The sequence below is a fragment of the Rhodococcus sp. ACPA1 genome, assembly GCF_002300195.1.
GTDB classification, from domain to species: domain Bacteria; phylum Actinomycetota; class Actinomycetes; order Mycobacteriales; family Mycobacteriaceae; genus Rhodococcus_F; species Rhodococcus_F opacus.
On sequence record NZ_NSDX01000002.1, the window covers coordinates 375,709 to 402,060 of the forward strand.

23 protein-coding genes are annotated in these 26,352 nt (G+C 65.1%); 10 read left to right on the forward strand and 13 right to left on the reverse strand.

What is annotated here, in order from left to right; genetic code table 11:
* Positions 1–192: 192 nt before the first annotated feature.
* From CJ177_RS08270 to CJ177_RS08290, 4 genes are all read right to left on the reverse strand, one after another.
* The gene (locus CJ177_RS08270) at positions 193–1,602 is read right to left on the reverse strand and encodes an amino acid permease (RefSeq protein WP_095867552.1); all 1,410 of its coding nucleotides are present in this window, start codon (positions 1,600–1,602) and stop codon (positions 193–195) included.
* 399 nt (positions 1,603–2,001) lie between these two features.
* Positions 2,002–2,802 (reverse strand): ABC transporter permease, encoded by an 801-nt coding sequence (locus CJ177_RS08275; RefSeq protein WP_257014433.1) that lies wholly within the window; start codon positions 2,800–2,802, stop codon positions 2,002–2,004.
* The gene (locus CJ177_RS08280; protein ID WP_231913777.1) at positions 2,799–3,737 is read right to left on the reverse strand and encodes an ABC transporter ATP-binding protein; all 939 of its coding nucleotides are present in this window, start codon (positions 3,735–3,737) and stop codon (positions 2,799–2,801) included. The genes CJ177_RS08275 and CJ177_RS08280 overlap by 4 nt, the downstream gene beginning before the upstream one ends.
* A gap of 591 nt (positions 3,738–4,328) precedes the next feature.
* Positions 4,329–4,763, reverse strand: a complete 435-nt coding sequence (locus tag CJ177_RS08290; protein ID WP_061043997.1) for a pyridoxamine 5'-phosphate oxidase family protein — start codon at positions 4,761–4,763, stop codon at positions 4,329–4,331.
* Positions 4,764–6,591: 1,828 nt separating this feature from the next.
* On the opposite strand from CJ177_RS08290, the gene CJ177_RS08295 reads away from it, so the two are divergent.
* Positions 6,592–7,056: a pyridoxamine 5'-phosphate oxidase family protein gene (locus tag CJ177_RS08295; RefSeq protein WP_061043996.1), complete on the forward strand. Its 465-nt coding sequence runs from the start codon at positions 6,592–6,594 to the stop codon at positions 7,054–7,056.
* Between the two features lie 471 nt (positions 7,057–7,527).
* Here the strand turns inward: CJ177_RS08295 and CJ177_RS08300 are convergent, their stop codons facing one another.
* Positions 7,528–8,583, reverse strand: a complete 1,056-nt coding sequence (locus CJ177_RS08300; protein WP_095867554.1) for an alcohol dehydrogenase catalytic domain-containing protein — start codon at positions 8,581–8,583, stop codon at positions 7,528–7,530.
* Positions 8,584–8,999: 416 nt separating this feature from the next.
* Between CJ177_RS08300 and CJ177_RS08305 the strand changes: the two genes are divergently transcribed.
* The gene (locus tag CJ177_RS08305) at positions 9,000–9,164 is read left to right on the forward strand and encodes a hypothetical protein (protein ID WP_373560039.1); all 165 of its coding nucleotides are present in this window, start codon (positions 9,000–9,002) and stop codon (positions 9,162–9,164) included.
* Positions 9,165–9,612: 448 nt separating this feature from the next.
* A complete protein-coding gene (locus CJ177_RS48145) occupies positions 9,613–9,993 on the forward strand; it encodes a hypothetical protein (RefSeq protein WP_231913782.1) in 381 nt (126 codons plus the stop codon).
* Between the two features lie 120 nt (positions 9,994–10,113).
* On the opposite strand, the gene CJ177_RS08315 is transcribed toward CJ177_RS48145, so the two are convergent.
* A complete protein-coding gene (locus CJ177_RS08315) occupies positions 10,114–10,575 on the reverse strand; it encodes a ubiquinol-cytochrome c reductase iron-sulfur subunit (protein WP_061696881.1) in 462 nt (153 codons plus the stop codon).
* A 960-nt stretch (positions 10,576–11,535) separates the two neighbouring features.
* Here CJ177_RS08315 and CJ177_RS08325 point away from each other — a divergent pair.
* Positions 11,536–11,892 (forward strand): response regulator transcription factor, encoded by a 357-nt coding sequence (locus CJ177_RS08325; protein ID WP_197487761.1) that lies wholly within the window; start codon positions 11,536–11,538, stop codon positions 11,890–11,892.
* A 506-nt stretch (positions 11,893–12,398) separates the two neighbouring features.
* Positions 12,399–12,902 carry a DinB family protein gene (locus tag CJ177_RS08330; RefSeq protein WP_061696879.1) on the forward strand — a complete coding sequence of 168 codons (504 nt, stop codon included), beginning with the start codon at positions 12,399–12,401 and terminating at the stop codon, positions 12,900–12,902.
* Between the two features lie 496 nt (positions 12,903–13,398).
* Here CJ177_RS08330 and CJ177_RS46680 read toward each other — a convergent pair whose 3' ends face one another.
* Complete coding sequence (locus CJ177_RS46680; RefSeq protein WP_143548650.1) at positions 13,399–13,590, reverse strand: hypothetical protein; 192 nt, start codon at positions 13,588–13,590, stop codon at positions 13,399–13,401.
* Positions 13,591–13,696: 106 nt separating this feature from the next.
* Between CJ177_RS46680 and CJ177_RS08335 the strand changes: the two genes are divergently transcribed.
* Together CJ177_RS08335 and lexA are read left to right on the forward strand one after the other, a co-directional pair.
* Positions 13,697–15,067 (forward strand): MFS transporter, encoded by a 1,371-nt coding sequence (locus CJ177_RS08335; protein WP_061696878.1) that lies wholly within the window; start codon positions 13,697–13,699, stop codon positions 15,065–15,067.
* 487 nt (positions 15,068–15,554) lie between these two features.
* The gene (gene lexA, locus CJ177_RS08340; RefSeq protein ID WP_037179205.1) at positions 15,555–16,217 is read left to right on the forward strand and encodes a transcriptional repressor LexA; all 663 of its coding nucleotides are present in this window, start codon (positions 15,555–15,557) and stop codon (positions 16,215–16,217) included.
* A gap of 92 nt (positions 16,218–16,309) precedes the next feature.
* Here lexA and CJ177_RS48150 read toward each other — a convergent pair whose 3' ends face one another.
* Positions 16,310–16,438, reverse strand: a complete 129-nt coding sequence (locus CJ177_RS48150; protein ID WP_257014434.1) for a hypothetical protein — start codon at positions 16,436–16,438, stop codon at positions 16,310–16,312.
* 447 nt (positions 16,439–16,885) lie between these two features.
* Here CJ177_RS48150 and CJ177_RS08345 point away from each other — a divergent pair, with 447 nt between their 5' ends.
* Positions 16,886–17,773 (forward strand): diiron oxygenase, encoded by an 888-nt coding sequence (locus CJ177_RS08345; protein WP_005241415.1) that lies wholly within the window; start codon positions 16,886–16,888, stop codon positions 17,771–17,773.
* 16 nt (positions 17,774–17,789) lie between these two features.
* Entirely contained in the window at positions 17,790–19,193 is a 1,404-nt protein-coding gene (locus CJ177_RS08350) for a 4Fe-4S binding protein (RefSeq protein ID WP_095867555.1), read from the forward strand.
* 325 nt (positions 19,194–19,518) lie between these two features.
* Here CJ177_RS08350 and CJ177_RS08360 read toward each other — a convergent pair whose 3' ends face one another.
* Both CJ177_RS08360 and CJ177_RS08365 read right to left on the reverse strand, forming a co-directional pair.
* Positions 19,519–19,929, reverse strand: coding sequence for a hypothetical protein (locus CJ177_RS08360; protein ID WP_231913776.1), 411 nt, complete (start codon positions 19,927–19,929; stop codon positions 19,519–19,521).
* 441 nt (positions 19,930–20,370) lie between these two features.
* On the reverse strand, positions 20,371–21,294 hold the full coding sequence (locus CJ177_RS08365; protein WP_005241421.1) for a LysR family transcriptional regulator: 924 nt from the start codon (positions 21,292–21,294) through the stop codon (positions 20,371–20,373).
* Positions 21,295–21,480: 186 nt separating this feature from the next.
* Here CJ177_RS08365 and CJ177_RS08370 point away from each other — a divergent pair, with 186 nt between their 5' ends.
* Positions 21,481–22,770 carry a glutamate dehydrogenase gene (locus CJ177_RS08370; RefSeq protein WP_095867556.1) on the forward strand — a complete coding sequence of 430 codons (1,290 nt, stop codon included), beginning with the start codon at positions 21,481–21,483 and terminating at the stop codon, positions 22,768–22,770.
* A gap of 124 nt (positions 22,771–22,894) precedes the next feature.
* On the opposite strand, the gene CJ177_RS08375 is transcribed toward CJ177_RS08370, so the two are convergent.
* The 3 genes from CJ177_RS08375 to CJ177_RS08385 are packed head-to-tail and all read right to left on the reverse strand — an operon-like array spanning position 22,895 to position 26,242.
* Positions 22,895–24,121 carry an NAD(P)/FAD-dependent oxidoreductase gene (locus CJ177_RS08375; protein WP_061044028.1) on the reverse strand — a complete coding sequence of 409 codons (1,227 nt, stop codon included), beginning with the start codon at positions 24,119–24,121 and terminating at the stop codon, positions 22,895–22,897.
* A 58-nt stretch (positions 24,122–24,179) separates the two neighbouring features.
* The gene (locus tag CJ177_RS08380; protein WP_061043985.1) at positions 24,180–24,971 is read right to left on the reverse strand and encodes a CoA ester lyase; all 792 of its coding nucleotides are present in this window, start codon (positions 24,969–24,971) and stop codon (positions 24,180–24,182) included.
* The gene (locus CJ177_RS08385) at positions 24,971–26,242 is read right to left on the reverse strand and encodes a CaiB/BaiF CoA-transferase family protein (protein WP_095867557.1); all 1,272 of its coding nucleotides are present in this window, start codon (positions 26,240–26,242) and stop codon (positions 24,971–24,973) included. The genes CJ177_RS08380 and CJ177_RS08385 overlap by 1 nt, the downstream gene beginning before the upstream one ends.
* Between the last annotated feature and the right edge of the window lie 110 nt (positions 26,243–26,352).

The window sequence follows — 26,352 nt, forward strand, 5'->3', positions numbered from 1 at the left end:
CCTGGTTGACCTCGTACCGACGGACTGCTGGTAACCCTGCATATTCGATTCGGCACTATTGGTCGGCGTGCACTGTGGTGGCGTATCGGGCGTAGGGAGTTGCCCTTGCGGTGGCCTGTCACGTGGGTGGCGGAGTGGCTGTAGCCGAGTAGTTCGGCGACGAGTGGGGGTGGTGCGTCGGTGGCCCGCGTCCTATGAAGCTGGGGGTGGGGTGAGGGTGAGGGCGGCGTGGATGCCACGGGGACGGCCGGCGCGGACCCACAGACGGTGAAGCACGCCGGCGATGAGTACGGCGGCGAGGAGACTGAACACCGGTTCCCCGCGAGCGAGATTGATCAGCAACGTGAAGCCGACCACGACGGCGCCGGCGACATTGAGGAGCAGACGGCCGGGTCTGCGCTCACGGTGGGAAAACACGGCCATGGCCACCAGGCCGGCGAGGAAGCTCAAGAATACCGACACGGCGTAGAAGAGGACCAGCGTTTGATCTTCGCCGCGAGCGGCGGCGGTGACGGCCGCGGCGACGACGGTGAACAGTGCGACTCCGGTGTACGGGGTGTATCGGAGGTTGGTTCGCCCGAGCAGTGGTGGCAGGATGCCGGTGCTGCGGCCCTCGGGGTCGGTATGGCGGGCAAGGGCTTTGAGTAGTCCCGGGCCCGCCTGGAAGGAGGAGCTGGCCGCCGAGAGCAGCAGTAACGCCGTCACGAGCTGAAACGCTGCGAATACCGGGGCAGGTGCGGCTATCCGGGCGAGTTCTGCGATCTGGGTGGTGTCGGTTGTGGGGATCCCGATCTGTAGATGGTGCGCCTCGAGAGTCAGTCCCATCGTGATGGTTCCGACGATGCCGAGCATCATCCACAATGTGATCTTCCCGAACCTGCGGCGGCCGGCGTCATCGAGTTGGCCGAGTTGCGCGATTGCGGACGAGGGTGCCTCCACGCCGGTTGCCAGGGCCATCGCTACGGGGAACGCCAATGCCATTGCGAGGAGGGGCTGGTTGCTCGGGGTGGCAGCGATTGTGCCCACCGGCTGCGGCGGCGCACCCCACCCGTACAGCAACACGGTGATCGTCACGGCGATGAAGGCGATGGTCATCACCGCGAATACCAGCCGGCCCAGGTGTCCGAACCAGGTCATTGCTGCGACGACCAGGATCAAAGCCAGGGCCAGGATCAGCCGCTCGGCTCTGAGCGACGGGAAGTATGCAATCATCGCGGAGGCCCCGGCCGACACACTGATGGCAATCGTCAGGACGAAATCGACGACGAGGGCTGCGATAGGGACGAACGCCCAGCCTTCGCCGAAGGCCTCGCCGATGGCCGCCGCCGCGCCGCCTCCCTGCGGGTAACGGGCAATCAGCTGCTGGTAGTTCACGCTCACCACCGCGATGATGGCAACGACTGCTCCCATGGTCGGGATCAGCAGAGCGAGATCACCGCCCAGGGCTCGCAGGGCAGCCTCGATGGCGTAGGCCACGGAGGAGACGGGGTCCGCCATGACCGCGAACGCGAACGCGAGGAGCAGCAACGGGCGGGCGCTGAGCATGTGGGTGATCCGACCACGCGGGGCGGGAGTGAGTTCCGGATCTGTGTCACCGGACACGGGACTCCTTCAGCGGTCGACGACGGCACCGCCGACCATTTCCCGGCGGCCTCAATTCAGGGTAGGACGGGAGCATCGACGACGCTCATGGTAACCACCACCGGAGGGGTGGCTGGATTCGTGGCTGGAGGGAATCCGCCGCCAGACCACGGCCAGCGTCCTCGCTGCCGCCACCGCCGTCCTCGCCACTGCACGGCTGCGCCCAGATATCGCGAATGGACTTCGGCAAGTAGATGATCGCGTTGTGCACATGACTATTGCCGCCTCCCATTCGGATGAAGTCTGCACCAACGACTGCTCCTCTGGAGTCCGTGCAGGGAACTGCTGAAACTGCCACGCTGCTCGCCGGTACGAAATGAATCCGGTACACCGGTTCGACGTCACCCCACGTGCGGGCGGTCAATGCAGGTCCCGCCGTCGAAAGCTCCACAGGGCCACCGCCGCGCAGACCACGAAAACGGCAATCGGAGCGAGGAACGGCTCGAGCGCGATTCCCTGCGAGAGCATGTTGCGGCCCCCGTACCAGTGCCAGGGCGAGGCGAAGCGCAAGATGTGCAAGCTCTCGCTCGATGCCGCGACGGCGTTGAGGAGATTTCCCATCACCGCCACGGTTGCGGCCGTGGCGATCGCCACCGACCGTCGGCCCGTCCAGGCGCCCGCAGCAAACGCGATCGCACCGTGCATCAGCCCGAATACGGTCGCCGCGAACACCGCCGCGACGAGCCCGGGGATCGATACGCCCTCGAGCAAGCCGAACGGCGGGGAGAACGCGAGGAGGCTCGCGGTGGTGACGATCCCAAGGCCGAGCGACAGAGCGACCACTGCGACGAATCGCTCGATCAGGACACGTCCGCGGGTCACCGGGTTGGACAAGAGCAGTTCGAGGGTGCCGTCCTCCTCACTGCCGCCGATTGCGTACGCGCCCGCTCCCACGGCGAAGATCAACAGCAGGATGGGCAGGATGAGGCCGAACAAACGTCCCTGCAGGTACCCCGCGGGCGAGGTGATGAGGATCTGGTCGCTCGAGCCGATCAGGGTCTTGAACGTATCCGGAAGGTCCTTGACGAGGTTCTCGATGCCCGTCACGTTCTTGATCGTCGGGTAGAACGCGTTGTTGACCGCCACGTAGGCAGCCACGCCGCCCGACCACCACACCATTGAGCGGCGCCGGTCCTCGAGGTAACGCCCAAGGACCCTCACGGGCTCGGCTCGTCCCGGTACAAGCTGAGGAAGGCGTCCTCGAGATCGGTCTCGTGGGTGACGATCCGCCGCACCGGCAGTGTCGCGGCCTGCTTGAGGACGGCGTCGACGTTCCCCTCGATGACGAGCCTGATCAACGCACCGGACGATGTAGCGCTGAGGACGCCCGGAAGGCTCTCGAACGGCTCGGCGCTTGCTTCGCGGGCAACGTACAGGTCGACGTGCTGGCGGGCTTGGCGCTGGAGCTGGTCGATGGCCGCCACCGTGACGAGCTGGCCCTTCCTCAAGATCCCGACGCGGTCGGCGAGCGCTTCCACCTCGGGCAGGACGTGGGAGGACAGGAACACCGTCGCGCCGTCGCGTTTGACGTCGCCGATCAGCTGGTGGAACTCGTGTTGCAGCAATGGGTCGAGACCCGCCGTGGGTTCGTCCAGGATCAACAGCTCCGGACGATGCATGAACGCCTGCACGATTGCGGTCTTGCGGCGGTTGCCCGTGGAGAGTTGTCCGATCGGGCGCACTGGATCGAGGTCGAAGCGTTCGAGAAGCTCGTCGACGTAGGTCGTGTCGACTCCACCGCGTAGGCGGCCGTAGAACGCGATCAGGTCTGCCGTCGTGTATCTGGGGTCGAACTGGAGCTCGCCGGGGATGTAGCCGAGCCGGCGGCGGATCGCCGGGTCGGCGCCGCTGCCACCGAGGACGGTGTAAGTTCCGGCGGACGGTCGGATGAAGTCGAACAGCATGCGGATCGTCGTGCTTTTCCCCGACCCGTTGGGGCCGAGATACCCGAAGACCTCACCCCGATGGACGTCGAGGTCGAGCGCGTCGACGGCGATGAGACCACCGAAGCGTTTCGACAATCCGCGCATTTCGATGACGCTGTCGACCGCGGCCTGCTGATGAGGGTGCCGAACGTGCGGCTTCGCAGTTTTCACGGTCTGGGCGCCATCACCAGACACCGACAATCGGCATCGAGCGTGGTAGGGAGCCCGTTCACGAGAAAATACGTTACCGGCCCGAGCTTGCACTCGTACAACAGCGAATACATCGGCCCGTCAGAGAACCCGAGCAAACTGTTCACCACCGGGTGCCGGAGTTTCCGCAACCGTGCCTCAGTTTGGCGGCAGGGGGTGGGGCTGGGTGCGGTGCCGTCTGGGCGGTGGCCGAATGGGTGCCGCCAGTCACGTCTGTCGATGGGGTTGGGATCGGCGTTGAGGTTGCCGCGTTGTTGTCCGGCGCGATGGTCGCGGTCCTGGCTTACGACGTCGGTTTCGTGGCGGGCGAGGCGGCCGCGTCGGGAGGTGCGGCGGCGATGTGGTCCATGGCGTCTTGCCTCACCGAGTACGTACTTCTCCAACAGGGAACGCGGTCCGATCCCATCCAACTCTCCGGCGCCTCATACAGAAGTGCCTGGCGCCCTATCCCATCCCTCTTCGCGCTCGCGGCCGCGTACTTGGCACCGTGGTCGTCACTGCAGGGTTGTTTGGGGGGGGCGGCCCGGAGGAGAGCAGAGGCAGCTTGGGGGTTCAGCGTTCCGGTTCGTCGCTGAAGATGAGGCGGCGACCGGTGATTTCGGTGGGTGTGATCTCGACGTAATTGAACTTGGGGGTGGCCAGCCATGACCGCAAAGGCAACTCGTCGGCTGCGGCGACCTCGCTGAGCTTTTGCAGGCGCCGCGCGGTGCCGTGGACGATAACGCTCCAGCCCGATTTCTCGGCTATTTCGTCCACCTCGAAGGCGACGTCCCGGTGGATGGTGAGCTCGACGAGCTTGGATCCCTCCGCAGTTCGGAAGTACACCTTGCCTTCGTGGACGACGTAGTTGACGGGAAAGATGTCGACCCGCCCGGACACGCTCGAGGCGAGCCGCCCCAAGGCGCCCGAGCTGAGCAACTGCCAGCTCGTCTCCGAGTCCAGTTCGGTGATCGGTTGCTCGGCTGCTTCATCCGTGCCGTATCCCATGTCTGATTATGGCACCTGGTGACCGTCGTTGTCTGAACGTTGGGCAGTGATGCCTCTCCCTGCGGCCGGGACAGGGCGCTCAGTGTCGCTCCACGCGTGCGGAGGCCCTATATCGGTTGCCGGGGCCCTGGAGCAGCAAGTAATTACGGTCATCGGCGGCGACTGCTTCACTGCGACCGACCACGAAGGAATACCTCGGCATTCGAGTTGGGCCCCGGCTCGACGAACGCGAAGGTGTGCGAGGCGCAGATGCGTGACGTGTGCATCCGACGACGAGGAACTGATGCGCATGCTCGCTGGCGCGCTCGGTTCGTTGTTCGCAAGGGCATGAGTCGGCATGCTTCCGTGCGATGGAGCCAGAACGGGAACAACCCGCCCACAATGCGTTGACCGACGTCCACTTCGGCCGGATCGGATTGGTCAAGTAATACGGAGATGGACGTGGCCGCGCGGGGGTCGCAGCCAGAGAAGTGAGTTCAGTCGCTCTCGTCTTCCGTGTGGCGCTGCGCACCCGTACTGCAGGTCTTCGACGATCCGATCGGCGAGTATCACCCGCGTGGAGCACATCCAGGACGGGGTGGCGACCATGCCGATGAGGTTGTTCCGCGAGCATGCCGCGCCGGATCTGCTCTTCGGTGAGTAGCGTCCGCTGCCCGGCCAGTCTGAGAGCGTGATCGAACAGCCCCGTGAATCGGTCCGGCGGTTGATCCGTCGCGGCGTCCGACTTCATCTGTGGAACAAGTGATTCGAGATCTTCTTCACGCTCGGTGATCATTCGGGCGAGGGCATCGGACCGGAGATCTTCGACCCAGTCGAACGACCAGGGAGGAGCGGAGTCGCGCCTGCTGAGGCGTGTTATCTGTCGTAGTTCCGCAAACGTGCACATATCGTGCGTCCTTTCACGAGACCGACGAAACCGACCACGCAGCATTCGTCCTGCGGCCAGGCTCCTACCTCACGTCCTGGAAGGGCTAACCGCCTTCGAGGGTGGCACATGCGACAGCGTGACTGGCTTCATGATGCGCCGGTGATGGAGGCGCATTGCTGCCGCGGATCGCGGACTCGGGGTGCGGTTGGTTCAGGTCGTCCGGGCCAGGCGGTATATCACCGAGGCTGGGGACGGGCGGTGGTTCTCGATGACTTCCGTACGCCGAGCCGCCAGTACCTCGAGGGTGCGATCCGCGCTCTGAAGAATGATCGAAGCGGGAGTGATCTTCCAATTGGATTGCGCCAGAAAGTATTCTGTTCATTCGAAAGGGGGGATTTCCTGGGCGCGGGCATTGCGGTGTCTCGCGCGGGGCAGCCGTACCAGCATGTGATGGGATTGGGACCCGAGGATCGTCGGCATGCGGAGAAGGACGCCGGTACAACACACCGACCTGCGCACGGGGTATCGCTGATCGAGCGGGGTTGGTACCGCGACGACGCGGTGCCCACCTCGAGTCCGCGATCGGTCGAGGTGGGCAAATTCGCGTGGACGTCGTGCTTTGTGTGCAATGTGAGCTTGCAGGGTGGCCCGCCCGTGATCACTGCGTTGGCGCCATTGGCAATAGCGCGGCGCTACCGATCAGACTCGGCCGCGTTCGATTCTGGGAGGCACACGTCGGGCGCCGCCGAGTTGCACGAGTTGGGCGCCGAATCGGGTTTCGGTCCGGTCGGGCACGCACCACGCGCTGGTCGAGGCCACGACACCCGCTATTTGTCCGACAGTGGATTGGGGCAGATACGTCGCGTAGAGCCGAGACAACGACGATGATCCGTGGAGGTGGATCGTTGCGCGGAACGTGAACGAGCACCGGACCTGATGCGACGACAGGAGGCAAAGACAATGGGAAGCAATGAGCCAAGTCTCAGGGAACTCGCTGTCAACGAATGTTGGGCGCTGCTTCGTACCGAGAGTGTTGGCCGTCTCGCTGTGTGGGTGGACGACCACCCGGATATCTTTCCCCTCAATTATGCGGTCGATCATGGAACCCTCGTGTTTCGATCCGGAAGAGGCACCAAGGTGTCCGCTGCGCTGTCAGATGCGCCGGTTGCGCTGGAAGTCGACGGCTACGAGGCTCCGTCGCGCGAAGCGTGGAGCGTGGTGATCAAGGGCCGTGCGGAGGGGATCCGTGAAGTCGACGAGTTGATGGACACCGTGGATTTGCCGCTCTTTCCGTGGCAGGCCGGGGCGAAGAACCTTTTCATCCGACTCGTTCCCACCCACGTGACCGGCCGCCGGTTTCCGGTTGTCGACCCGGCCATGTGGCAAACTCCCTTCTCGAACGTGCGGCGTTCGCCTTCGGAGTAGCTGTGTGGACGGCACACCTACCCCGCGCCGGCCTCGACGTGAACGTGGTGATGGACTACGGCTCCACGAACAAGACGCCGGTGGTCGAGCGGTTGGATGAGGTTGCCGCTGAAGTGTGGATGCCGGCGATGTCGCTAACGCATTGTCATGTTCCGGCGGTTCCGCGCGAACGGAGCGCACCCAACTCCCGGTACACGTGGGCGGACTCCTTCGACGCGTACGGTGTCCCGTTGTCGCTGGGAAAGATTGGGCCTTCCTGCCCGGCGACGGCGCTCTCTGCGCTCGTCGCGCGCGGGGGGGTGCGCGCCACCACCTGTCCAACTGAGCCAGCGTCTCGTCGCTCAACGGGGTCACATCGGCGGAACGCCAGGTGGTCTTCGCGGCGGTCGTCGTCACTGCAGTCACCCAGTCCTATCGGGATACTCCGAGTGTCGGACTGCGGCGGATCTGGCGTGTGGCGCCGACTCGGTGTCAGGCGTTGAGCACGACCTTGAGCGCCTGCGTTTCGGCGGCCCGGCCGAACACGTCGTAGGCCTTCTGGATGTCGCCGAGGTCGAAGGTGTGGCTCACGAACAGGTCGGCGGGCAGGGTGTGTTCGGCGACCATCTTCAGCAGCGTCGCGGTGGTGTCGGTGTTCACCAGGCCCATCGCGATGTTGATGTTCGAGATCCACAGCGTGTCGAGCGGCAGTTGCACGCCGGTGCCGTGCACGCCGATGTTGGCGACGTGCCCGGCGGGGCGGACGACATCCAGACACATCTGGAAGGTCGCCGGTATCCCCACCGCCTCGATGGCGACGTCGACGCCGAGCCCGTCGGTCAACGCCATCACCTGGTCCTTCCAGTCCTCGTCACTGGACAGCACACCGTGTGTGGCGCCGAATCGCTTCGCCTGTTCCACCCGGTTCGCGTCGAGGTCGACGGCGATCACCTTCGACGGGCCGTAGAGGCGCGAGGTCATGATCGCGGCCAGCCTCACCGGCCCCGCGCCGACGACCACCACGACGTCACCGACCTTGACGTGCCCGTACTGCACGCCGATCTCGTGACCGGTCGGCAGAATGTCGGACAGCATCGCACCCTCCTGCGGTGTCACCCCGGCAGGCAGCGGATACACCGACGTCTCGGCGAAGGGCACTCGGACGTATTCGGCCTGCGTGCCGTTGATCAGGTGCCCGAAGATCCAGCCGATGCCGGACGCGCCCTCGTCGGCCAGGCAGTGCGAGAACACCCGCTGCTTGCACATGTCGCAGTGCCCGCACGCGGAAATGCAGGAGATAATGACCCGGTCGCCTACCTGTAACGAGGTGACCGCCGAGCCGACCTCGGTGATCGTCCCGACGCCCTCGTGGCCGAGGATGCGCCCGTCCTGCACCGCGGGCACGTCGCCGTTGAGGATGTGCAGGTCGGTGCCGCAGATGGTGGTGGTCTCGATCTTGACCACCACGTCCGTCGGCTTCTCAATGGTGGCGTCGGGGACATCCTCCCACGCCTTCCGGCCGGGACCGTGGTAGATCAGTGCCTTCATCAGCTGGCCTTTCGACTGTGGCCATCATCGGCGGGCCCTCGACGGTGACCGCCTCTACCGCCTCCCATCAGCGAACGAGGCGGGGGGCTCGGCCGGGTCGCCGGAACGGCCCACTCGCGCTCGCCGCTGCGGGAATTGGCGCGACGGCGCCGAAATCGCCCGGCTTGCGCCTTAATCTTATTCCGACGTACTCGCGCCGCACACGGGATCCAACCTGAACGAAGAGTGCATGCTGGATGGTTGACACACCAACTTCGGATCGCCTTTTCGATTGTCTACGGGGCTCTGCTAACGCCCGAGGTCGAAAAGGGCTACAGGATCGTTGGATGTCGAGGCCGTCGAGTGGGAGCAGATCGTCAAGCACGTGCCCGTTGACGAGTCGTATACGGACAGCGTTTCACGAACGGCTCGATACCTTGACCGACCGGTTGGCGTTGATGTGTCACCACGCGGGTGAGGTCATCGACGTGGCTACCGGCGCCCTGGTTCATGCGGACCTGGCCCAGGCCGAGAGGGTCTTCGACCTCAACGAGCAGGCCCGGCATCATCCGGATGTCACCCACGGTGGGTGTGGGGGATAGTGCAATGGTCGTCACGCTCGCGAGTTTCATCTGCCTGGTCCCGTAGCCGGGCGCTGCGCCGAGAACGACGGATCGGCTTCAGGTGGTGCCCCAACGTGTGCTCCGATGAAGAGTCCTTTGGCCAAGATCACCATCAAGCAATGCTCGGTGACCTCGTCGGAACACCGGCATACGCACGCCGCACGCTGCACGGCTCTGGGGGTGGTCGACTGGTCGAACCTCTTCGGTGTTCACTCGAATCATTACAAGCACTGCGAAGGCTCGACCTGAGCTGGTCGACACCATGGCGGCGCCCTTCATCGACGCAGGGGAAGGATGACCGGGAGGAAACCGGATGCAACGGAAGCCCGCATGCTGCTGTCGGTGATCGAGTACGCCCAGAACCCGGTCGCAATCGCCGACTACGACACCGGTCGCCTGCTCTCTCAACCCCGCCGGAATGCACCTGATGGGACTGACCGACGAGGCCTCCGTCGCGGCTCGCTGGGCGCCGGAATTCTTCACCGACGTCGGATTCGTGCAGGCCCCCGACATGGAATCGACCCTGCTCGATCAGGGCAAGGGGGAGGGTCGGTCGGAATTTTGGCACTTCCTCACCGGTGAACCGATCCCGGTGACCCTGCCCGGGCCCCCTCGTCGTCCCCTCCACAGTGGCGAGGTCGGCAGGCGACGGCCCCCCGGTGAGCCACCAGGAGCTGACACCCCACGGGTCGTGCTTCGCATCGTGGAGGTGGTTGATTTCCGCGACGAGCGGTCGGACCTTCGCGGTCGCCGCGTCGAATTGGAAACTTGGGTAGAGGTGGCGCGTAGCTCCGCGCCGAGATACTGATCGCCGCTCATGACAGCTCCTCCGTGGCGACAGCAATGACAGGTACGCGCTCGTCGTTTCTGTCGCACGACGAGTCAGTCGCCCGCATCAGCGTGGCCACCGACGGCGCTGTCACATACCTCAGCCGACCACGACCGAGTCACCCTGAACGGAGACGTTTCGTGGTGCGAGCGGAGCGGACGCCGGACCGGTGCGCACAGTCCCGTCGAGATTGAACTTGCTGCCATGGCACGGGCAATTGATGGTGCCGCCGGAGACGTCGGAGACGGTGCATCCCGCGTGTGTGCATGTCGACGAGAACCCGCGGAAGTCACCACCGGTGGGCTGTGTGACGACAACATCGCCGAGCACCGCGCCGCCACCGACGGGAACCTCGCCGGTCGGCACGGCTGCACTCGCGGGATTCGTGGCTGGCCTGGCGCTGGCGCCGGGCGCAGCCGAGGCGCGGGTTCTGCGGAACAGCGCGCTGCCGGCGGCCAAGGCGGCTGCCGCAGCCCCGATACCGACGAGAACTGTACGGCGCGGAAGTGTTGGCTGGGCGCTCCGCAGGCTCTGCTGCTGGTTACGGTCGTCGGACGGCATGTCAGGTCGCTCCCTTGTCTGGGGGTGGGGTCGATGCGGACCCCTCATTGGTTATAACGAGGGACGGGGACGACTGGTTCACAATCGCCACACCGGGCAGTCTGTGCCCGACTCGGCGGATGGCTGAGAACCGTTCACCGTGGCGGTCGGTTCGCTCTATGGGTCCGTGACGGGTTGGCGGCGCTCGCTGTCCGGTACGGGGTTGCCGACGTGCAGGTGACGAGTGTGGATGTGGCGCCGGGCGAGATGCTGGATGTGGCGGTTCGGAATCCGGCCAAGCCCGATCAGGTTGACAGGTGCACGTGTGACGGCGAGTGGCTGAGCGAGCCGAGTCCGGTGATGGTCTCTGCCCTGGAGGATCTGGATGCGCGGGCGTTCACGATCAGCGACGTTCCCGCCCTGAGTCGTGTCGAGTCCCGGATAGACGATGGCTTCGCGCAGAACTGTTTCGAGGAGGGCCGAGTGGCTGGGATATCGGTGAACAGGGTCTGGCCGACGGTGTTTGTCGTGTGCCGGGGCTCTCGACGCGCCATTGGTCCTCGACAATCGCTTGCGTCGAGTGCCTGCGTCGTGGCGGCGAGAACAGCGTCGCGGGCAGCTTGGTCGTGTGAGGGGCGGTTGGGTTGTTTTTGAATAGTATCGCGGTGCAGTGGATTTGGGTGTTCACGCCCATCGTGAACCACTGAAGAGGCCGAAGCGGAAGAGTTTGCGCGGCTGCGGGCGGAGAACACCCGATTGCGGCGAGATACCGCAGTCTGACGCACTTCGCAGAGCCGTGCATTCCTGCTGCTTGAAATGTTTGGGGCGCAGGGGAACGCTTCTCCCGTCTGGCCGCGGTCCGGCCCTCGATCCACGTGCGATGGCAGCGCGCGGTGAGGGCGGCGGTGGCGCTTGAGATGTGGTAACTCGTTTCATCCGGTAGGCAGTTCCTGGTCGCGTGAGTGCTCCGCGACCGCGCGCTTGCGCTTTCCTCGCGAAGAGCGCGGCGCCGGATCTGCTGCTGGAGTCGATTCGCCGCGCCGCGACGGCGACAGCCCGTTCAGCCCCCATCTTCTCCTCCGCGTCGTAACTGCTGCCGTCACCGCGCGTCGTGTGGCCGACCCTGCGTCCGAACCAGATTCGCTGGTCGGACTGACTCCGTGTGAGCGCGAAACCGCGATCTTGGTCGGGGAAGGCCTGTCCAACGCGGAAATCTCCGGCCGCCTGCGGATGGGTATCACCACCGTGAAGACGCACGTGGCCAGCGCGATGGCCAAGACCGGAAGCGACAACCGCGTCCAACTTGCGGTCACGGTCGTGCGGGCCCGTCTGAGGTAACCCGAGCCCGCTCGCCCATGGCGGCCGACCTGCGATGAGGGTGTCGTCCGTGATGTGGCGCGGCGGTGAATCTTCGCTGCGATGGGAGGTTGTGGACGCGGGATACCGAGATCCTGGTTGTCCTCGTACCGGACCTGAAACCGGTGCTGTGGATCCGATGCCGAGGATGCCCAGGACTTCTGATCACGGGCATCGGAAACCCGTGCACCCGACTTCTGAATCCGACAGTTTCCATCAGTTTCAGAAGACGACTGCTTCAACTGTGCGATAGTCTGTGCAGGGCAGTCCCCCGAACGCCCGGGCTGCGGTGTTGACGCCGGCCCGTTCTTGCGGCACTCCGGAGGCCGCAGTCCCTGACGGCAAGCGCATCAAATGCTCGTTCCCCTTCTCGGCGCCGGACGTTTCGCTCCTCTCCCGAAATGGATCGCCGTCTTGCGTAACCCGGCCCGACCGTTACATTGCGGACGGTCCTTGACCAACTACACGACAGGATGGTGTGAAAGCGTATGGCCACCAATGCAATTGCTACCGGCACGGAGCGATCGATCATCGAGGACATGCTCGACCGTAACCGTGAGGCATTGATCGAGACTGCCCGCGGCCTCTCTGATACCGACGCTCGCCGGCGACTCGTCGCATCGCTGACGACACCGATCTCGTTGATCAAGCATGCCGCTGCCGCGGAACGGATCTGGTTCCAACGGTTCTGGGCAGGACTCGACGAATCCGAATGCGATGGATACTCGCGCCGCGACGAGGGCACCTTCGCCGTCGCCGACGACGAGTCGCTGGCAGATGTGATCGCTGAGTTCGAGCGAGCAAGCCAACGATCACGTGCGATCGCGTCCCGCTTCGATCTCGATGATCACAAGGACAATCCCCGCGAGGGAAACGTCAGCATGCGATGGACACTGCTTCTGATGATCCAAGAGTTCGCCAGGCACGCAGGTCATGGCGACATCCTTCGCGAACAGATCGACAAGCCTGTACTGCGACAGCCGAACTCGTGAAAATTCTGGTGACCTGACGCATGTCACCCGCAATGGTGTGTTCTACCGATCGGTCGCGTGCGAGGAGCTACCGTCGCCGATTGCCGCAGCAACCACGACTGGTGCGGCACGCCACGTGCACCGGAGGTCGCTCCCCGCGGATACCCCTCACCTGGACGATGGACTGCAGGATCCGCGTCGAAAAACCATCTGAACTGGTCTGGTGACACGCGTCCCGCGGGCCTCGGGAACGGTCCATCAGCCCGACACGGACAGGCGTCTGGGTGTGCCCGCAACAGCGAGTGCATGTGCGAGGACCTGGGGGCCCGTGCGACGGGGTGCGGGATCGCAATAGGGCCGGTTCGGGTGTGATGGTGCTGTGACCTGGTGTGATGGCATGTCCCCGGTTTGTGATGTGGGGTGTCGGCGCCGTGGCGCGGTATCACCTTGTTCTGTAGGTAGTTTCAGCATTTGGGCACAATAAAGCTCATCTATGTTCGAATAGTGCTTGCGGTTATCACATTTCGTGTTTTGGTGTTTGATTTCGCGTGGAGGGGCGCAGTTCTTCGGCGACCGGTGTCCCGGCGGGTATGCGGGCGCGGACGCCGTCGTCTCGGGCTTGGCGATGTCGAGGTGAAATCGTCGAGCCGACCTCGGCCGATTCTGCGGCGCGCGGGTTCTGGTCGAAGACTTTCCAGTTGGAAGCCATGATCCTTCCGGTGTGCTGATTGCGTGGTGACGACCCGGGCAGCGAATTGACACCGCCCCTGGGTGACTCGCCCAGGTGTGGGAGGGCGATCCGCTATCGTCGACGGATGAGCGATGACGCGACTCCGTCCGGTCCAACCCGCGCTCCGACGAGCACCCGGCGGGCGGTGCTCAACACGATGAAGGGTTCGGCAGGAAACCTCGTCGAGTGGTATGACGTGTACATCTACACGGTCTTCGCCACGTATTTCGAGGCGCAATTCTTCGACGAGAACGACGCCAACTCCACGCTGTACATCTATGCGATCTTCGCGGTCACTTTCGTCATGCGACCGGTGGGGTCCTGGTTCTTCGGCCGGTTCGCCGACCGTCGTGGCCGCAAGGCGGCCCTGATGCTCAGCATCACCATCATGTCATCGTGCTCCTTCGTGGTGGCGGTCATGCCGACACGCGAAGTCATCGGGTATTGGGCGGCGGTGATTTTGGTCCTCGCTCGGCTTGTCCAGGGATTCGCCACGGGTGGGGAGTACGGCACCTCGGCGACGTACATGTCCGAAGCGGCGACCGCGAATCGGCGCGGCTTCTTGTCGTCTTTCCAGTACGTCACCCTCGTGGGCGGTCACGTACTCGCGCAGTTCACGCTCCTGATCGCGCTCAGCGTTCTCGATGTCGAGGCGTTGAACGATTGGGGATGGCGGATCGGCTTCTTCATCGGCGGCATCGCCGCCCTGGTCGTGCTGTGGATTCGGCGTTCGATGGACGAGTCGCTCAGCGAGTCGCATCTGAAGGCCATCCGTGCGGGTGAGGACCGAACGGCGGGGTCCTTGACGGCGTTGTTCACCAAACACTGGCGTCCGCTGCTGCTGGTGTTCCTCATTACCGCGGGTGGCACGGTCGCGTTCTACACCTACAGTGTCAACGCGCCGGCGATTGTGAAGTCCACCTTCGGGGCCGACCGGGCGCTGACGGCGACGTGGATCAACCTGCTGTCACTGATCTTCCTGCTGCTGCTCCAGCCGGTCGGCGGCATCATCAGCGACCGCGTCGGTCGCAAGCCCCTCCTGATCTTCTTCGGCGTTGGTGGCGTTGTCTACACCTACGTCCTGCTCACCTACCTCCCGCAAACCACCTCGCCGCTGATGGCGTTCGCGTTGCTCGCCGTCGGCTACGTCATCCTCACCGGGTACACCTCGATCAACGCGATCGTGAAGGCGGAGCTGTTCCCGGCCGACATCCGCGCCTTGGGCGTGGGTCTGGGCTATGCGCTCGCGAACTCCGTCTTCGGCGGTACGGCGCCGGTGCTTTTCCAGGCGTCCAAGTCGGCCGGTCACGTGGGCTGGTTCATCTTCTACGTGACGGTCGTGATCGGGGTCAGCTTGCTGGTCTACATCTTCGGGCTGAAGAACAAGGCGGTCACGGTACTCGATCGCGAGCAGGGGAGCGCCTGGGACGTGCGGGTGTCTTCGGGGCTCCGCTGAGTTGATCCCCGCGGTCCGGGTTCCGGGGATCGGTGCCGGCAGCGTTTGGCCCGTGAGAGCAAGGTGACTGCCTGGACGGACCACCCGGCAAAGCGGATCCCGGCGGACCCATACCCGCAGAAGCTCGAGGTACGCGCCAGCCGCCGCAAGCGTTGAGCAGGACGACGCGAACTCGCGGCACGCGAGTGCCGTCACGCGGCGTGTTCTGGTCAACCCGTGAATGGCTGCGGATACCGCGTTGATACCTTCCGCCGCGATCTGCGACACGACTGCGCGACCGTCGCCTGCGGGAGGTCGAAATCGGCAAGTCCGCCGTCCCCGTCTGAGATGTCGAGCCACTAACGGCCTGGAGTGCCTCGACCGAGTCCGCATTTCAGCGAGGTGGGACGGGCGGGGCCATCTTGCGCCACAGCCGGGAGACCCCGCTCCTGGTCCGCACGCCTACACCGTGCTCGAGGGGGCTGTCGTCACCCCCTACCATTCTTCGGTGACCGATTACGACGATCTCGACATGTTCGGTGGCCTCGACGCCTCCACTCTGCCATCGCGCCAGCAGCGGATTCTGGCAACGATCCGGGACTGGGTGGCTGCACACGGATGCACGCCGAGCACCCGACAGATCGGGGACGCGGTGGGCCTGCGGTCGACGTCGTCGGTGTCCAAGCATCTGAAGAGCCTCGAGGAAAAGGGCTTTCTCCGAAGGGGCACGGCAATGGCTCGGCAATTGGACGTGCGCCCGTTCCTCTCCGAGGCGAAGCAAGGCCGCTCGTCCGAAAACAATGTGACGGTCCCGGTAGTCGGCGACATCGCAGCCGGCGCACCGATCCTGGCGGAGGAGCACGCCGATGAGATGCTGACGCTCCCTCGCGAGCTCGTCGGCTCCGGCACCGTCTTCGGGCTGCGGGTGCGCGGCGAGTCGATGATTGACGCCGCGATCTGCGATGGCGATGTCGTCGTGGTGCGCCGCCAGGACGAAGCCCATTCCGGCGAGATCGTCGCCGCGATGATTGATGGCGAGGCCACGGTGAAGGTGCTCCGGCGCCGCGATGGCCACGTCTTCCTCGAGCCCCGTAATTCTGCCTACGCCGTGATTGACGGTGACGACGCAGTCGTGCTGGGCAAGGTGGTATCGGTGATGCGCCGGATCTGAGGATTGGGCAACCTGAACGGTGCAACGCGCCTCGAGGCTGTTGCCCGGCTCCACGAGGATGGCCGGGCAGCGAGATCACCGGCTGACCGCAGTCACCACGCGTCGTCGTCCCACTCGTCCTGATCGGCCGCCAGCGCAGCGCCAACCGAGGCGGGCGCGGGGGCAACCGGAGCCTCCTCCGCCGGCTTGTCCACCATCACCGACTTTGCCTGCGCCTCCATCGGGGCTCGCGGGCTCGTCGTCAGGACCCCCCGCGGCTCCCGCCCACCATCGGAGTTCGGGACCTGCTGGTAGCCCTGCGCAGCGAGTTGCGGCGGAGACGGTCGTCAGACCCGGGTTCTGCGTGACGCCGAGTGGCTCGAGGAAATCCTTGCGCAGGGTTTCGCCTCGTGATCGGCCACGGTTCCCCACAACAACTGCGTGTTACTTGAATTCTCATGAAAACGCCGAGACATTCAAGATCAATTCAGTGGATGCGGCGACCTGATCGTCGAGTCGTTGACGAGGTACGCTGCAAGTTCTGCGATTGCTTCCGTAACCGACTAATGTGCCGGGCGGAACACAGGTGAGGCAGAGCGCAAGGGTGAGTTTTGGCACCCGGGATAAACACAATTGCTCTCTAATCGATTCGAGATTCGAGTGAAACAGGATATAGGAGTAGAGAAAGGATGACGACATCCGGAAGCGATGCGATATTCGATACTCTCTTGGAATCGGCTAAGCGCCTCTCATTCGATCCCCGGGACCCCCTGGTTTGCCAACCCGATTCAGATGGCGCCGAATTTCACGGGATGACACCCGAGTGGTCGCCTCTCTTCGGCACCGCTACGTGGGACTCCATGACCGAGTCGGAGCGCGTCCGGCTCACCAGAAGCGAGGTCGCGCAGTTCCTGGGTGTCGGAATCTGGCTGGAGGTGGGATTGCAGGTGGCATTGCTGCGGGCCAGCCACAGTGCGGACCCCGCTCGCTCGGACGTCAAGTTTCTGTTCAACGAATGCGCCGACGAGAACCTGCACTCGTTGATGTTCGTCAACGTCATCGACAGCATCGGATCGCACTTCTATCGACGTGACCGCTCACTGGACTTTTTCGGATGGCTGTTCAGGACCATCGCGTGGGACGAGGTGGCGTACGGAATCGTACTGGCCGGCGAAGAGATCTTCGATGTCATGCAACGTGACTGGATGGCGAGCGAAGACGTCGCCGCGCCCGTCCGCAGGGCTTGCTATATCCATGTTGTCGAGGAATCCCGGCACATGGCGTACGCGCGTCAGAAAATCCGGACTCGGTTGACCACGATTTCGCGCGTCCGACGGTTTATCAGCACCCTGATCATTGCGATGGGAACGCACCTCGTCGCGAAGAGCCTGATCAATCGTCGAATGTACGAGGATCTCGGCCTGGATTGGAAGGTCGTAGGGCCGGAAATAGATGAAAACGAACACCACCGGATAATGTTCCGCAGGGCCGCAGAACCGTTTATCGAATTCCTGAGCAGAGAAGGGCTGCTGAATTTCGGCGCGCGATGGATCTACCGAAAATCGAATCTTCTCTGAGCGAGCAGGAGTCGTTGTGACCCACGTTGTCCTGGGGCATTGTTGTAAGGATGCCTCGTGCGTGCGGGTGTGCCCGCAGAATTGCATTCACCCTGCCCCCGGCGAAGCGGGTTTCGAGTCGGCCGAGACGCTGTACATCGACCCGCGCTCGTGTATCGATTGCACCGCCTGCGTCGAGGCCTGCCCGGCGTCTGCCATCAAACCCGAGTGGATGTTGACCGTCACCGAACGGCCCTACGCGGCCCGCAATGCGGAGTTCTTCGAGCAGGCTCCCGCCAAGTCCCGGCCCCGGTCGCGACGGATCCGCTTCGAGCAACCGCTGGGCAAACCCAGCGACAGGCTGAAGATTGCCGTCGTTGGATCCGGGCCGGCGGCGATGTACACCATTCGTGAACTCCTTCGACGATCGACCTCGGTACGCGTCACCGTCTTCGAGCAACACGGCGAGATCGGGGGCCTACTGCGCCGGGGCGTCTCCCGGGACCACGTCGGCGTTCGCGACATGATGCGGCTCTTCGACGTGCCCTTCAACGACGATCGCGTCACAATCATCCACAACACGGAAGTCGGTGTGGATGTCTCGGTCGAAGACCTCCGGACCAGATTCGACGCCATAGTGCTCGCGTGTGGCGCTTCGCAGCCGACGCGACTCGGACCCGCGACTGCGGATCGCGGCGAGTGTGTCTATGAGGCCATCGACCTTCTGGTGGCCGAGAACTCTGGGGCGTCCGGCTTTCGCCCGCGCGGGCCGCTGGGACCGCGATCCCTCGTGATCGGGGCGGGAAACGTCGCCTTCGATGTCATCCGATGGATGGCCAGGACACGCGACCGAGGTGCCGCCGCTCGAGCGGTGACGGAGGTGGTGGTGTTGTCGCGATCGGCCCCGGATCGCGCCTCCTTCACACCGTCGGCGTTCTACGAGCTTCTGGACCTCGAGAACGCCGAGGTGCTGATCGACCGTTCCGGCCGTCCCCCGAGCGCCGGTGCCGATGCCCCGCTTCTACGTGACATTTCCGCCCTGCCCGCTGCCGACATTTGCGCGGGAGACGGCCCGACCCCCACCGACGCTGGCAGGCTGCGCGTTGTGTTGTCCTTCGGACAGGAAGTGACCGGTCTCGGAAAGGCAGTGGCCGGCGGCGTCGCCGTCAGCACGACGACCGGTCGGACCTTTCTCGCGGACTCCGCGATATGCGCCACCGGATTCACGACGAAGCAGATCGACGGCATCCCCGTGGACGAGCGGGGGGTCGTGCCTAACCGCCGAGGACGAGTGATCTCTCTCGAGACGGGCGAGCCGCTCGACGGACTGTATGTCGTCGGATGGGCGAAACGAGGCGCCGTCGGCGGCGTCGGCGACAACCGCAGTTGCGCCACGGGAACCGTGACGCAACTCGCCGCAGACCTGCACTCGCGGGTGTAACCGGCCGCCCGATTCGACTTCGATGGCGCAGCCGCCGCAATGAGTCTGCTGGTCGAGGACGGCCGGATCACCCGCACTACGCGATCAGCAACCCCGCACAAACTGGGGCGGCTGGGAAGGGTGGCGGAACTGCGGCGGTGACGGTCCTTCGGTGGGTGTTCGACGGGGAGTGCACGGCTCGTCTACGGCAACGAGCTGGACTGCGCGGGTCGGGTCACGTCACGGTCGCGCTCCCGGTGACGAAGAACGGTGCCGTGTTGCCGAAGCAGAAGGACGGTCACGTTGGACCTCTTCGTGGGGCCGCCCGGTGCGCCGACGCCGGCGGTCACGGAGTGTCCGTGTGTGGCGTCCGAAGGGCACCGAGATGTCGGATTGTCTTGTTCCTGAGCTGTCGGTTGTTCTTTGGTTCCCGTGCCGACTTCTGGTCTTCGATCTGCCGGATCAGCTCATGCTTCGCTGCGCCGAGAGCCTGAACCAGGTGGGGATCGGTGGCGGCCGCCACTAGCGGCGGAAGGCCGGGGAGCGTCGTGCGTAACGTGACTCGCTGTTCTTTGCCGCCCCGGTCTTTCACCGAGATTTCCACGTCCACATCGCTGGGGTCCCAACGCCCGAGGTGCGGTGCGAGCGCCGACAACACCTCTCGCACGTGCGCGCGGTCCTTCTCTTTGAAGCCCGCGCCCATGCGTAGCGTGTGCTCGTCGAGGACGTCTCGTCTCTTGTCATCGGTTGTACTCACCGTGGCCTCATCTCTGGACTCTCACCTCGACGGTATACCCTTTCCGCGGATAGTCGTTCGAGGTCGTGCGAGGTGTGAGTGCGACGTGCGACCGGAGCAACCGCAAATCGGTTTCGCCAGTGGCTGCTCCGAGCGATCCGGGCACATCCTCACCCACGCACTTCCCCACAAAGTCAGCCACCGCATGGTTATGCACTGATTCGGCTCATCTCTCGTTCGGTCGATTCCGGGACACTTATCCGCGAGAGGCCTCGTGCAGGAGTTGACTTGCACTGCATCGCAATCCGGCGGCGGTGCGAGTGCGGATAGGGATCATTCATCCGACGGTTGTCCCCGGCGCTGTCCGGGGGGACCTGGACGTCTCCAGTTCAGTGTGATCCTGCCGGAAGTGCCTCTACTGGTGTAACCGTTCATGTCCGGTAAAACGTGTGTCGCCTACGGCTACGGGTACGGCGACCGCGCGGCGAGCCCCTGTGCGGCCGCCGCGGCGCGCACGGCGTCGATCACCAGTTGCAGCGGCGGTCGGTGCGCTGCTGTCCCCCGATGGGCGATGGAGATCGTCCGAGTGAGCGGTTCGGTCAGCGCGACGACGTCCATTCCTGGCGGGCGCAGCGTCAGTCCGAGATCGGAGACAAGGGTGACTCCCAGGCCCGCGGCAACCATCGCGAGTGCCGTCGCCTGCTCGCCGACCTCATGGTTGATCCTGGGTTCGAAGCCGCAACGCTGACAGGCCATGCGTACCGCGCGGCCGAAATGCGACTTGGGTCCCGCAAGGATCCAGGGATGCTCAGCGAGATCCGCCAGCGCTATGGTTCTGGCGGAAACCGTTCCCGGAGGCAGTGCTGCGTGCAGTCGTTCCACCGCGATCACCACTCTGGTCAACTCCGGGTCCCACTGCATCGGGTAGTCGGAATAGTCGATCACGAACGAGAAGTCCAGCGAGCCGTCCTGCACTGCGACTGCGGTATCTTCCGGCGCAAGCTCCCTCGTTCGCACCTCGATGCCGGGATGCTCGGCGGCCAGCAACGTCAGCGCACTCGGCACCAGGCTCGACGCGACGGACGCCCACACTCCAACGGTCAATCGGGCGGTGACCCCTTCCTGCGTTTGCTCGAGGGCAGTCGTCGCGCGGTCCACCGATCGCATGATCTCCTCAGCGTGCTCGGCGAGGAGCAGGCCGATCTCGGTGAGCTGTACCCGCCGACCGCGCCGCTCGAATAGCTTTGCGCCGACGTCGCGTTCGAGCTGGGTGAGCTGTTGCGATACCGCGGATGTGGTGTAGTGCAAGGCCAGTGCCGCGGCTGTCACGGTGCCTCGGCGGTGCAACTCCCGAAGCATCCGCAACCGGCGCAATGACAGCTCCATGCCGCCAGCCTAGGCATCCATTCCGAACCGTCCAACCGGACCACGCGTTGCGCTGTGTAGAAAGCGTGAACGCAATCATCCAAGATTCGTAACTGGACGCCTGGTCACCAGCGCGCGCACTCTGGCGTCATCGGCTGAGTGGTCGTGGCGACGAGGATTTTCTGAGGACGATTGGGGTAAATCGAGGTGACTACGACGACGGAATGCGGGTTCGGGCGCACCACCGAGCACCGAGAGTATGACCACCGTGCGAACACTGCGACGCAGCGCCACGTCGATGTGGCGACCGTGCACAGCGATGAGCCCCTGTTACGTGTGACGTGGTCTGATCCGGTCACCGGAGCTCATGGTTACCTCGTCGTACACACGTTGGTGTCCGACCTGGCAACCGGGGGCACTCGGATGCGGGCAGGCTGCACGATGTCGGAGGTCGAGGATCTGGCCAGAGGCATGGCTGCCAAGACCGCGGTTTTCGACTTGCCTGTCGGCGGCGCGAAGGGTGGCATCGACTTCGACCGGAAGGACCCCCGCGCCGTCGGTGTTCTGGAGCGGTTCTGTCAGGCGATGCGCCCGTGGCTGGCCGCGCACTGGGTGACCGCGGAGGATCTGGGGGTGCCGCAGCATCTGCTCGACGACGTCTTCGCGCGACTCGGCCTTCAACAGTCCTACCATGCGGCGATCAGCCGTGCGGAGGATCCGCAGGGGACTCTGCGCCGGGTACGGGCCGCGTTGAACGCCCCGGTGCCCAGTGGTTTTCTGCTGGGCGATGTGATCGGCGGTTACGGAGTCGCGCAGGCCTGCATCGGCACCGTGCAAGCGTGTGGATGGACTCAGGCCGAAACGACGGTGGCCATCCAGGGCATCGGAACCATGGGGGGCGGCGCGGCCTGGTATCTGTACGAGGCCGGTATGCGCGTGATTGCTGTCGCCGACGCCCTCGGCACGCTGTACTGCCCCGACGGCCTGGACGTTCCCGCGCTGCTCGACCTGCGGGACGGCTACGGCGAGATTGACCGCTCCCGCGTCCCCTCGTATGTTCAGAGGCTGCCGAGCGCGGCTGTGATCGCCACTGAGGCAGACATCCTCGTCCCGGCCGCGATCTCCTATGCGATCACGACGGATAACGTCGACCAGGTCGCTGCGAAAGTCGTGATCGAAGCTGCGAATGCCGCGACGACCCCGCGCGCCGAGGCGGTGCTCACCGGCCGGGGCATTCCGGTGGTCCCCGACTTCGTTGCCAATGCCGGAGCAGTCGCCTGGGCCTGGTGGGTACTACTCAGTCAGGTCGGCACCGACCCCGAGGACTCGTTCCTGCGGTTGCGTACCGAGATGCTGTCCAAGGTCGCGTTGCTGCTCGGGAAATGGATCCTGGACGGCGTGGCGCCACGGCAGACTGCATGGGACCTCATCGCGGCCAACCGCAGTGCGCCGGCTCCCGCCGATCCTCCGGCAGTGCCGGCGCTCACCATCCCGTGAACGGTGGACGGTGCGGTCCCGTTGGCTTCCCGGACCATCCTCCCGGTGGGCTCGCCGCGTGTGACGAATTGCTTCCTGCGGCGGTGGCGCAGTAGGCCGCGACGAGTCCTCGATTTCCCGAAAGTCATTGTCCAGGATCGGGTCGTGCCTGCAGCGCCGGCGCGGCGGCGGCCAGCAGCGCGCCGCGGTCTCGGTTCAACGGGGGATAGATGCGCTGGGTGTTGATGGTGACCTTGGTGGCTTTGGCTTGCGCGCCGCGCGACACCACCTGGCGGTCCCACCCCTCGGTGTACACCGCGCCGGCCGGTCCCAGGTCGAGAATGGTGGCGTACCAGGGGATCCGGAGCGGGAGCATCGGCTCCCCGAGCAGGTCGCCGATGACGTTGTAGCCCGCGTAACGGCCCATCGGGCGCCCGTGCTGGCACGACATCACCGACAGGTGGTCGACGTCCACCTGCGCCGCGGCGACGTCACCGGCGGCGAATACTCCGGGGGAACCGATCACCCGCAGGTAGTCGTCGACCGGCACGCGACCGAGCCGGTCGCGCTCGCCACCGAGCTGTGCGGTCAGCGGATTCGCCCGCATGCCCGCACACCAGACGACGGTGCCTGCGGCCAGCACCTCTCCGGAGGAGAGCGTCACGCCGTGCTCGTCGACAGATGCGACGCCGACACCGGTCAACGTCTCGACGCCGTTGTCGGACAGCGCCGCTTGGATCACCGGTCGCGCGGATGAGCCCATGTCGGAACCGACGTAGGGGTTGTGGTCGATCAGCACCACCCGCGGCTCGACGTTGCGTCCCGCGCACACCTTTGCCAGCCTTCCGGGCAACTCGGACGCAGTTTCGATGCCCGTGAGGCCGGCGCCGACCACCACCGCGGTCGCCGCGTTCACGTCCGCTCGGCGGTCGGACAGCGCGGCCAGGTGGCGCTGTAGCTTCATCGCGCCGTCGTACGTGTCCACGTCGAAGCCGAATTCCCGCAGACCGGGGATATCGGGCGTCGACACCCGACTGCCCAGAGCCATGACCAGACGGTCGTACCTCTGCGTGCGCTGTGCCCCGCGGCCCGAGACGGTGACGGTGCGCGCGGCGGTGTCGATCGCAGTCACCTCGGCGGCGATGTGCCCGACGTCGACCGGGTCCAGCACATCGCTCAGCGGGATACGGCACGCGCTCAGGTCTGCCTCGTAGTTGCGGACCCGGATGTCGTGGAACGGCTGCGCACTGATCACCGTGACATCGACGGTGCCCGCCGCGTGGAGTTCGTCGAGTCGCCGCGCCGCCCCCAGCGCGGCCCATAATCCGGCGAATCCCGAGCCGAGGACGAGGACGCGGTTGGGTTCAGTCACCCTGCCATCGTGCCAGGTCCAGGGCGGGTGGAGGGTCGGCTCGAATCGGTGGGGTTTGTCAGGCGTGCGCACAGTCCAGGATCTTCCTTGCCCGTTCCGCGACGGGGAGATCGACGAACTCGCCACTGGGCAGTCGCACCGCGGCTCCGCCGGCGTTCTCGAATGCCTCGATGACTTGTCGAGCCCAGTCGATGTCGTGCTGTCGCGGACTGAAGGTGGTGTGGATGGCCGGAAGCTGAGCGGGGTGGATGGCGGACTTGCCGAACAGGCCGAGGTCACGGCTGTGGGTGGCCTGGCGGACGAGTCCGTCGGTGTCGTCGATGTGCGGGTAGACGCTGTCGATCGGTGGGGCGATGCCGGCGGCGCGTGCGGCGACGACGAGGTGGGAGCGCACGTACTGCATAGGTGCGTCCCCTTTCCCGGTGCCGAGGTCTTTCTGCAGGTCGATACCGCCGAGCGCGATATGCGTGACCGCGGGGTGCTCGGCGATCGCAAAGGCGTTGGCGACGCCTTTCGCGGTTTCGATAGCGCAGATCAGGGGTCTTCCGGGGGCGCGGTCCGCGACCCAGTGGATGTCGTCGAGTGTTTCGACCTTGGGGATGCGGATGCCGTGAGCCGATGAAGCGACAGCATCGAGGTCGGCTCCGGCGAGTTCGGTGCCGGGCGCGTTGATCCGCACCCATGCGGTGTGGGTGGTGAGGACGAATGCGACATTGTCCCGCGCCGTCGACTTCTCGGCGGGCGGCACCGCGTCTTCGAGGTCGAGGATGACGGCGTCTGCGCCGGCGTCGAACACCTTGCCGAGGAGTTTTCGGTTGTGGCCCGGGGCGAACAGGTAGCTGCGGTCCATCAGAGGACCCCCTTCTCGGCGAGTTCGGTCAGTCGGTACGGGTCGATGTCGAGGGATTCCTTGTAGAACTGTTGGTTGTCCTGGCCGAGTCGGCGGCCGGCGAAGTTGATCGCACCGGGTGTTCCGAGCATGCGGACCATGAGGTTCTGCATCTTGATCGGGCCGAGGTCGTCGTCGTCGACGGTGGTGATGCAGTCGCGGTCGAGGACGTGCGGATCGTGCATCAATTGCGCGACGTCGTAGATCGGTGCCAGTGCGGCGCCCACGCGTTCGAATTCGGCCGTGACTTCGTCCAGCGGCCTGTCTGCGATCCATTTCGCGACGGCCTCGTCGAGAAGGTCGCCGTTTCGGCTGCGTTCGCCGGCGGAGCCGAACCAGGGTAGTTCGACGACGTCAGGGCGGCCGACCAGGCGCATGACGCGCGCGGCGACGGAGGTGGCGCTCGCGGAGATGGCGACCCACCGCCCATCCTTGGTGAGATAGGTGTTGCGCGGGGCGTTGTTGGGGGAGCGGTTGCCATTACGACCGGCGATGGTGCCGAGCTGGTCGTACGCGGTGGGGCCGGGGCCAAGGATCCCCAGCAGCGGTTCGAGCAGAGACAGGTCGATGACCTGCCCCCTTCCGTCGCTGTCCGGGCCGTTGCGGTGCAGCAGCGCGGTCACCACACCGAATGCGCCGGCGAGTCCGGCGACACCGTCGGCGAGACCGAAGGGCGGCAACGTCGGCGGACCGTCCTCGCCACCCGTTTGGTGCGCGAATCCACTCATCGCCTCGGCGAGGGTCCCGAACGCGCGGCGCTCGGCGTAGGGACCGGATTGGCCGAAGCCGGTGACCCGCAGCATGATCAACCCGGGGTTGAGGTCGTGGAGCCGGTCCGGTCCCAACCCCCACTTCTCGAGGACCCCGGGGCGGAAGTTTTCCACCAGAACATCGGCATCGACGACGAGGTCGCGGAGCATCTGCTGACCCTCGGCGGTGCCGAGATTGAGGGTGATGCATCTCTTGTTGCGCGAGATCACCTTCCACCACAGACCGTGGCCGTCCTTGCGTGCTCCGTGTGAGCGGGCGGGATCGCCTGCGGGGTGCTCGATCTTGATGACGTCGGCGCCGTAGTCGCCGAGCATCATGGCAGTGATCGGTGCGGCGTAGACGGTACTGATGTCGAGGACGCGAATGCCGTGCAGGGGGCAGCGCGTCGGAGAAGGGCGGTTGCCTGTGCTCGCGTCCGCCTGGTCATCAGGCGAATGGACGTCACTCGGGTATGCAGTCATAGGGGTGTCCTCACGCGTGGGGGAGTAGATACGGTGGCGGCACTCGACATCCGTCGCCGTGGACGAGCGCCGTCCGACGGGGCGGGTGCGAGCCGCTGTCACGGTGCGGC

What these genes read in the sequence shown, in the direction of transcription:
- CJ177_RS08295 (WP_061043996.1), top strand. Translation starts at nt 6,592, where the DNA reads ATGGGAAGCAATGAGCCAAGTCTCAGGGAACTCGCTGTCAACGAATGT.
- CJ177_RS08365 (WP_005241421.1), bottom strand. Translation starts at nt 21,294, where the DNA reads ATGGAGCTGTCATTGCGCCGGTTGCGGATGCTTCGGGAGTTGCACCGC.
- CJ177_RS08330 (WP_061696879.1), top strand. Translation starts at nt 12,399, where the DNA reads ATGGCCACCAATGCAATTGCTACCGGCACGGAGCGATCGATCATCGAG.
- CJ177_RS08290 (WP_061043997.1), bottom strand. Translation starts at nt 4,763, where the DNA reads ATGGGATACGGCACGGATGAAGCAGCCGAGCAACCGATCACCGAACTG.
- CJ177_RS08380 (WP_061043985.1), bottom strand. Translation starts at nt 24,971, where the DNA reads ATGGACCGCAGCTACCTGTTCGCCCCGGGCCACAACCGAAAACTCCTC.
- CJ177_RS08345 (WP_005241415.1), top strand. Translation starts at nt 16,886, where the DNA reads ATGACGACATCCGGAAGCGATGCGATATTCGATACTCTCTTGGAATCG.
- CJ177_RS48150 (WP_257014434.1), bottom strand. Translation starts at nt 16,438, where the DNA reads ATGGAGGCGCAGGCAAAGTCGGTGATGGTGGACAAGCCGGCGGAGGAG.
- CJ177_RS48145 (WP_231913782.1), top strand. Translation starts at nt 9,613, where the DNA reads ATGGGACTGACCGACGAGGCCTCCGTCGCGGCTCGCTGGGCGCCGGAA.
- CJ177_RS46680 (WP_143548650.1), bottom strand. Translation starts at nt 13,590, where the DNA reads ATGGCTTCCAACTGGAAAGTCTTCGACCAGAACCCGCGCGCCGCAGAA.
- CJ177_RS08385 (WP_095867557.1), bottom strand. Translation starts at nt 26,242, where the DNA reads ATGACTGCATACCCGAGTGACGTCCATTCGCCTGATGACCAGGCGGAC.
- CJ177_RS08335 (WP_061696878.1), top strand. Translation starts at nt 13,697, where the DNA reads ATGAGCGATGACGCGACTCCGTCCGGTCCAACCCGCGCTCCGACGAGC.
- CJ177_RS08300 (WP_095867554.1), bottom strand. Translation starts at nt 8,583, where the DNA reads ATGAAGGCACTGATCTACCACGGTCCCGGCCGGAAGGCGTGGGAGGAT.
- CJ177_RS08315 (WP_061696881.1), bottom strand. Translation starts at nt 10,575, where the DNA reads ATGCCGTCCGACGACCGTAACCAGCAGCAGAGCCTGCGGAGCGCCCAG.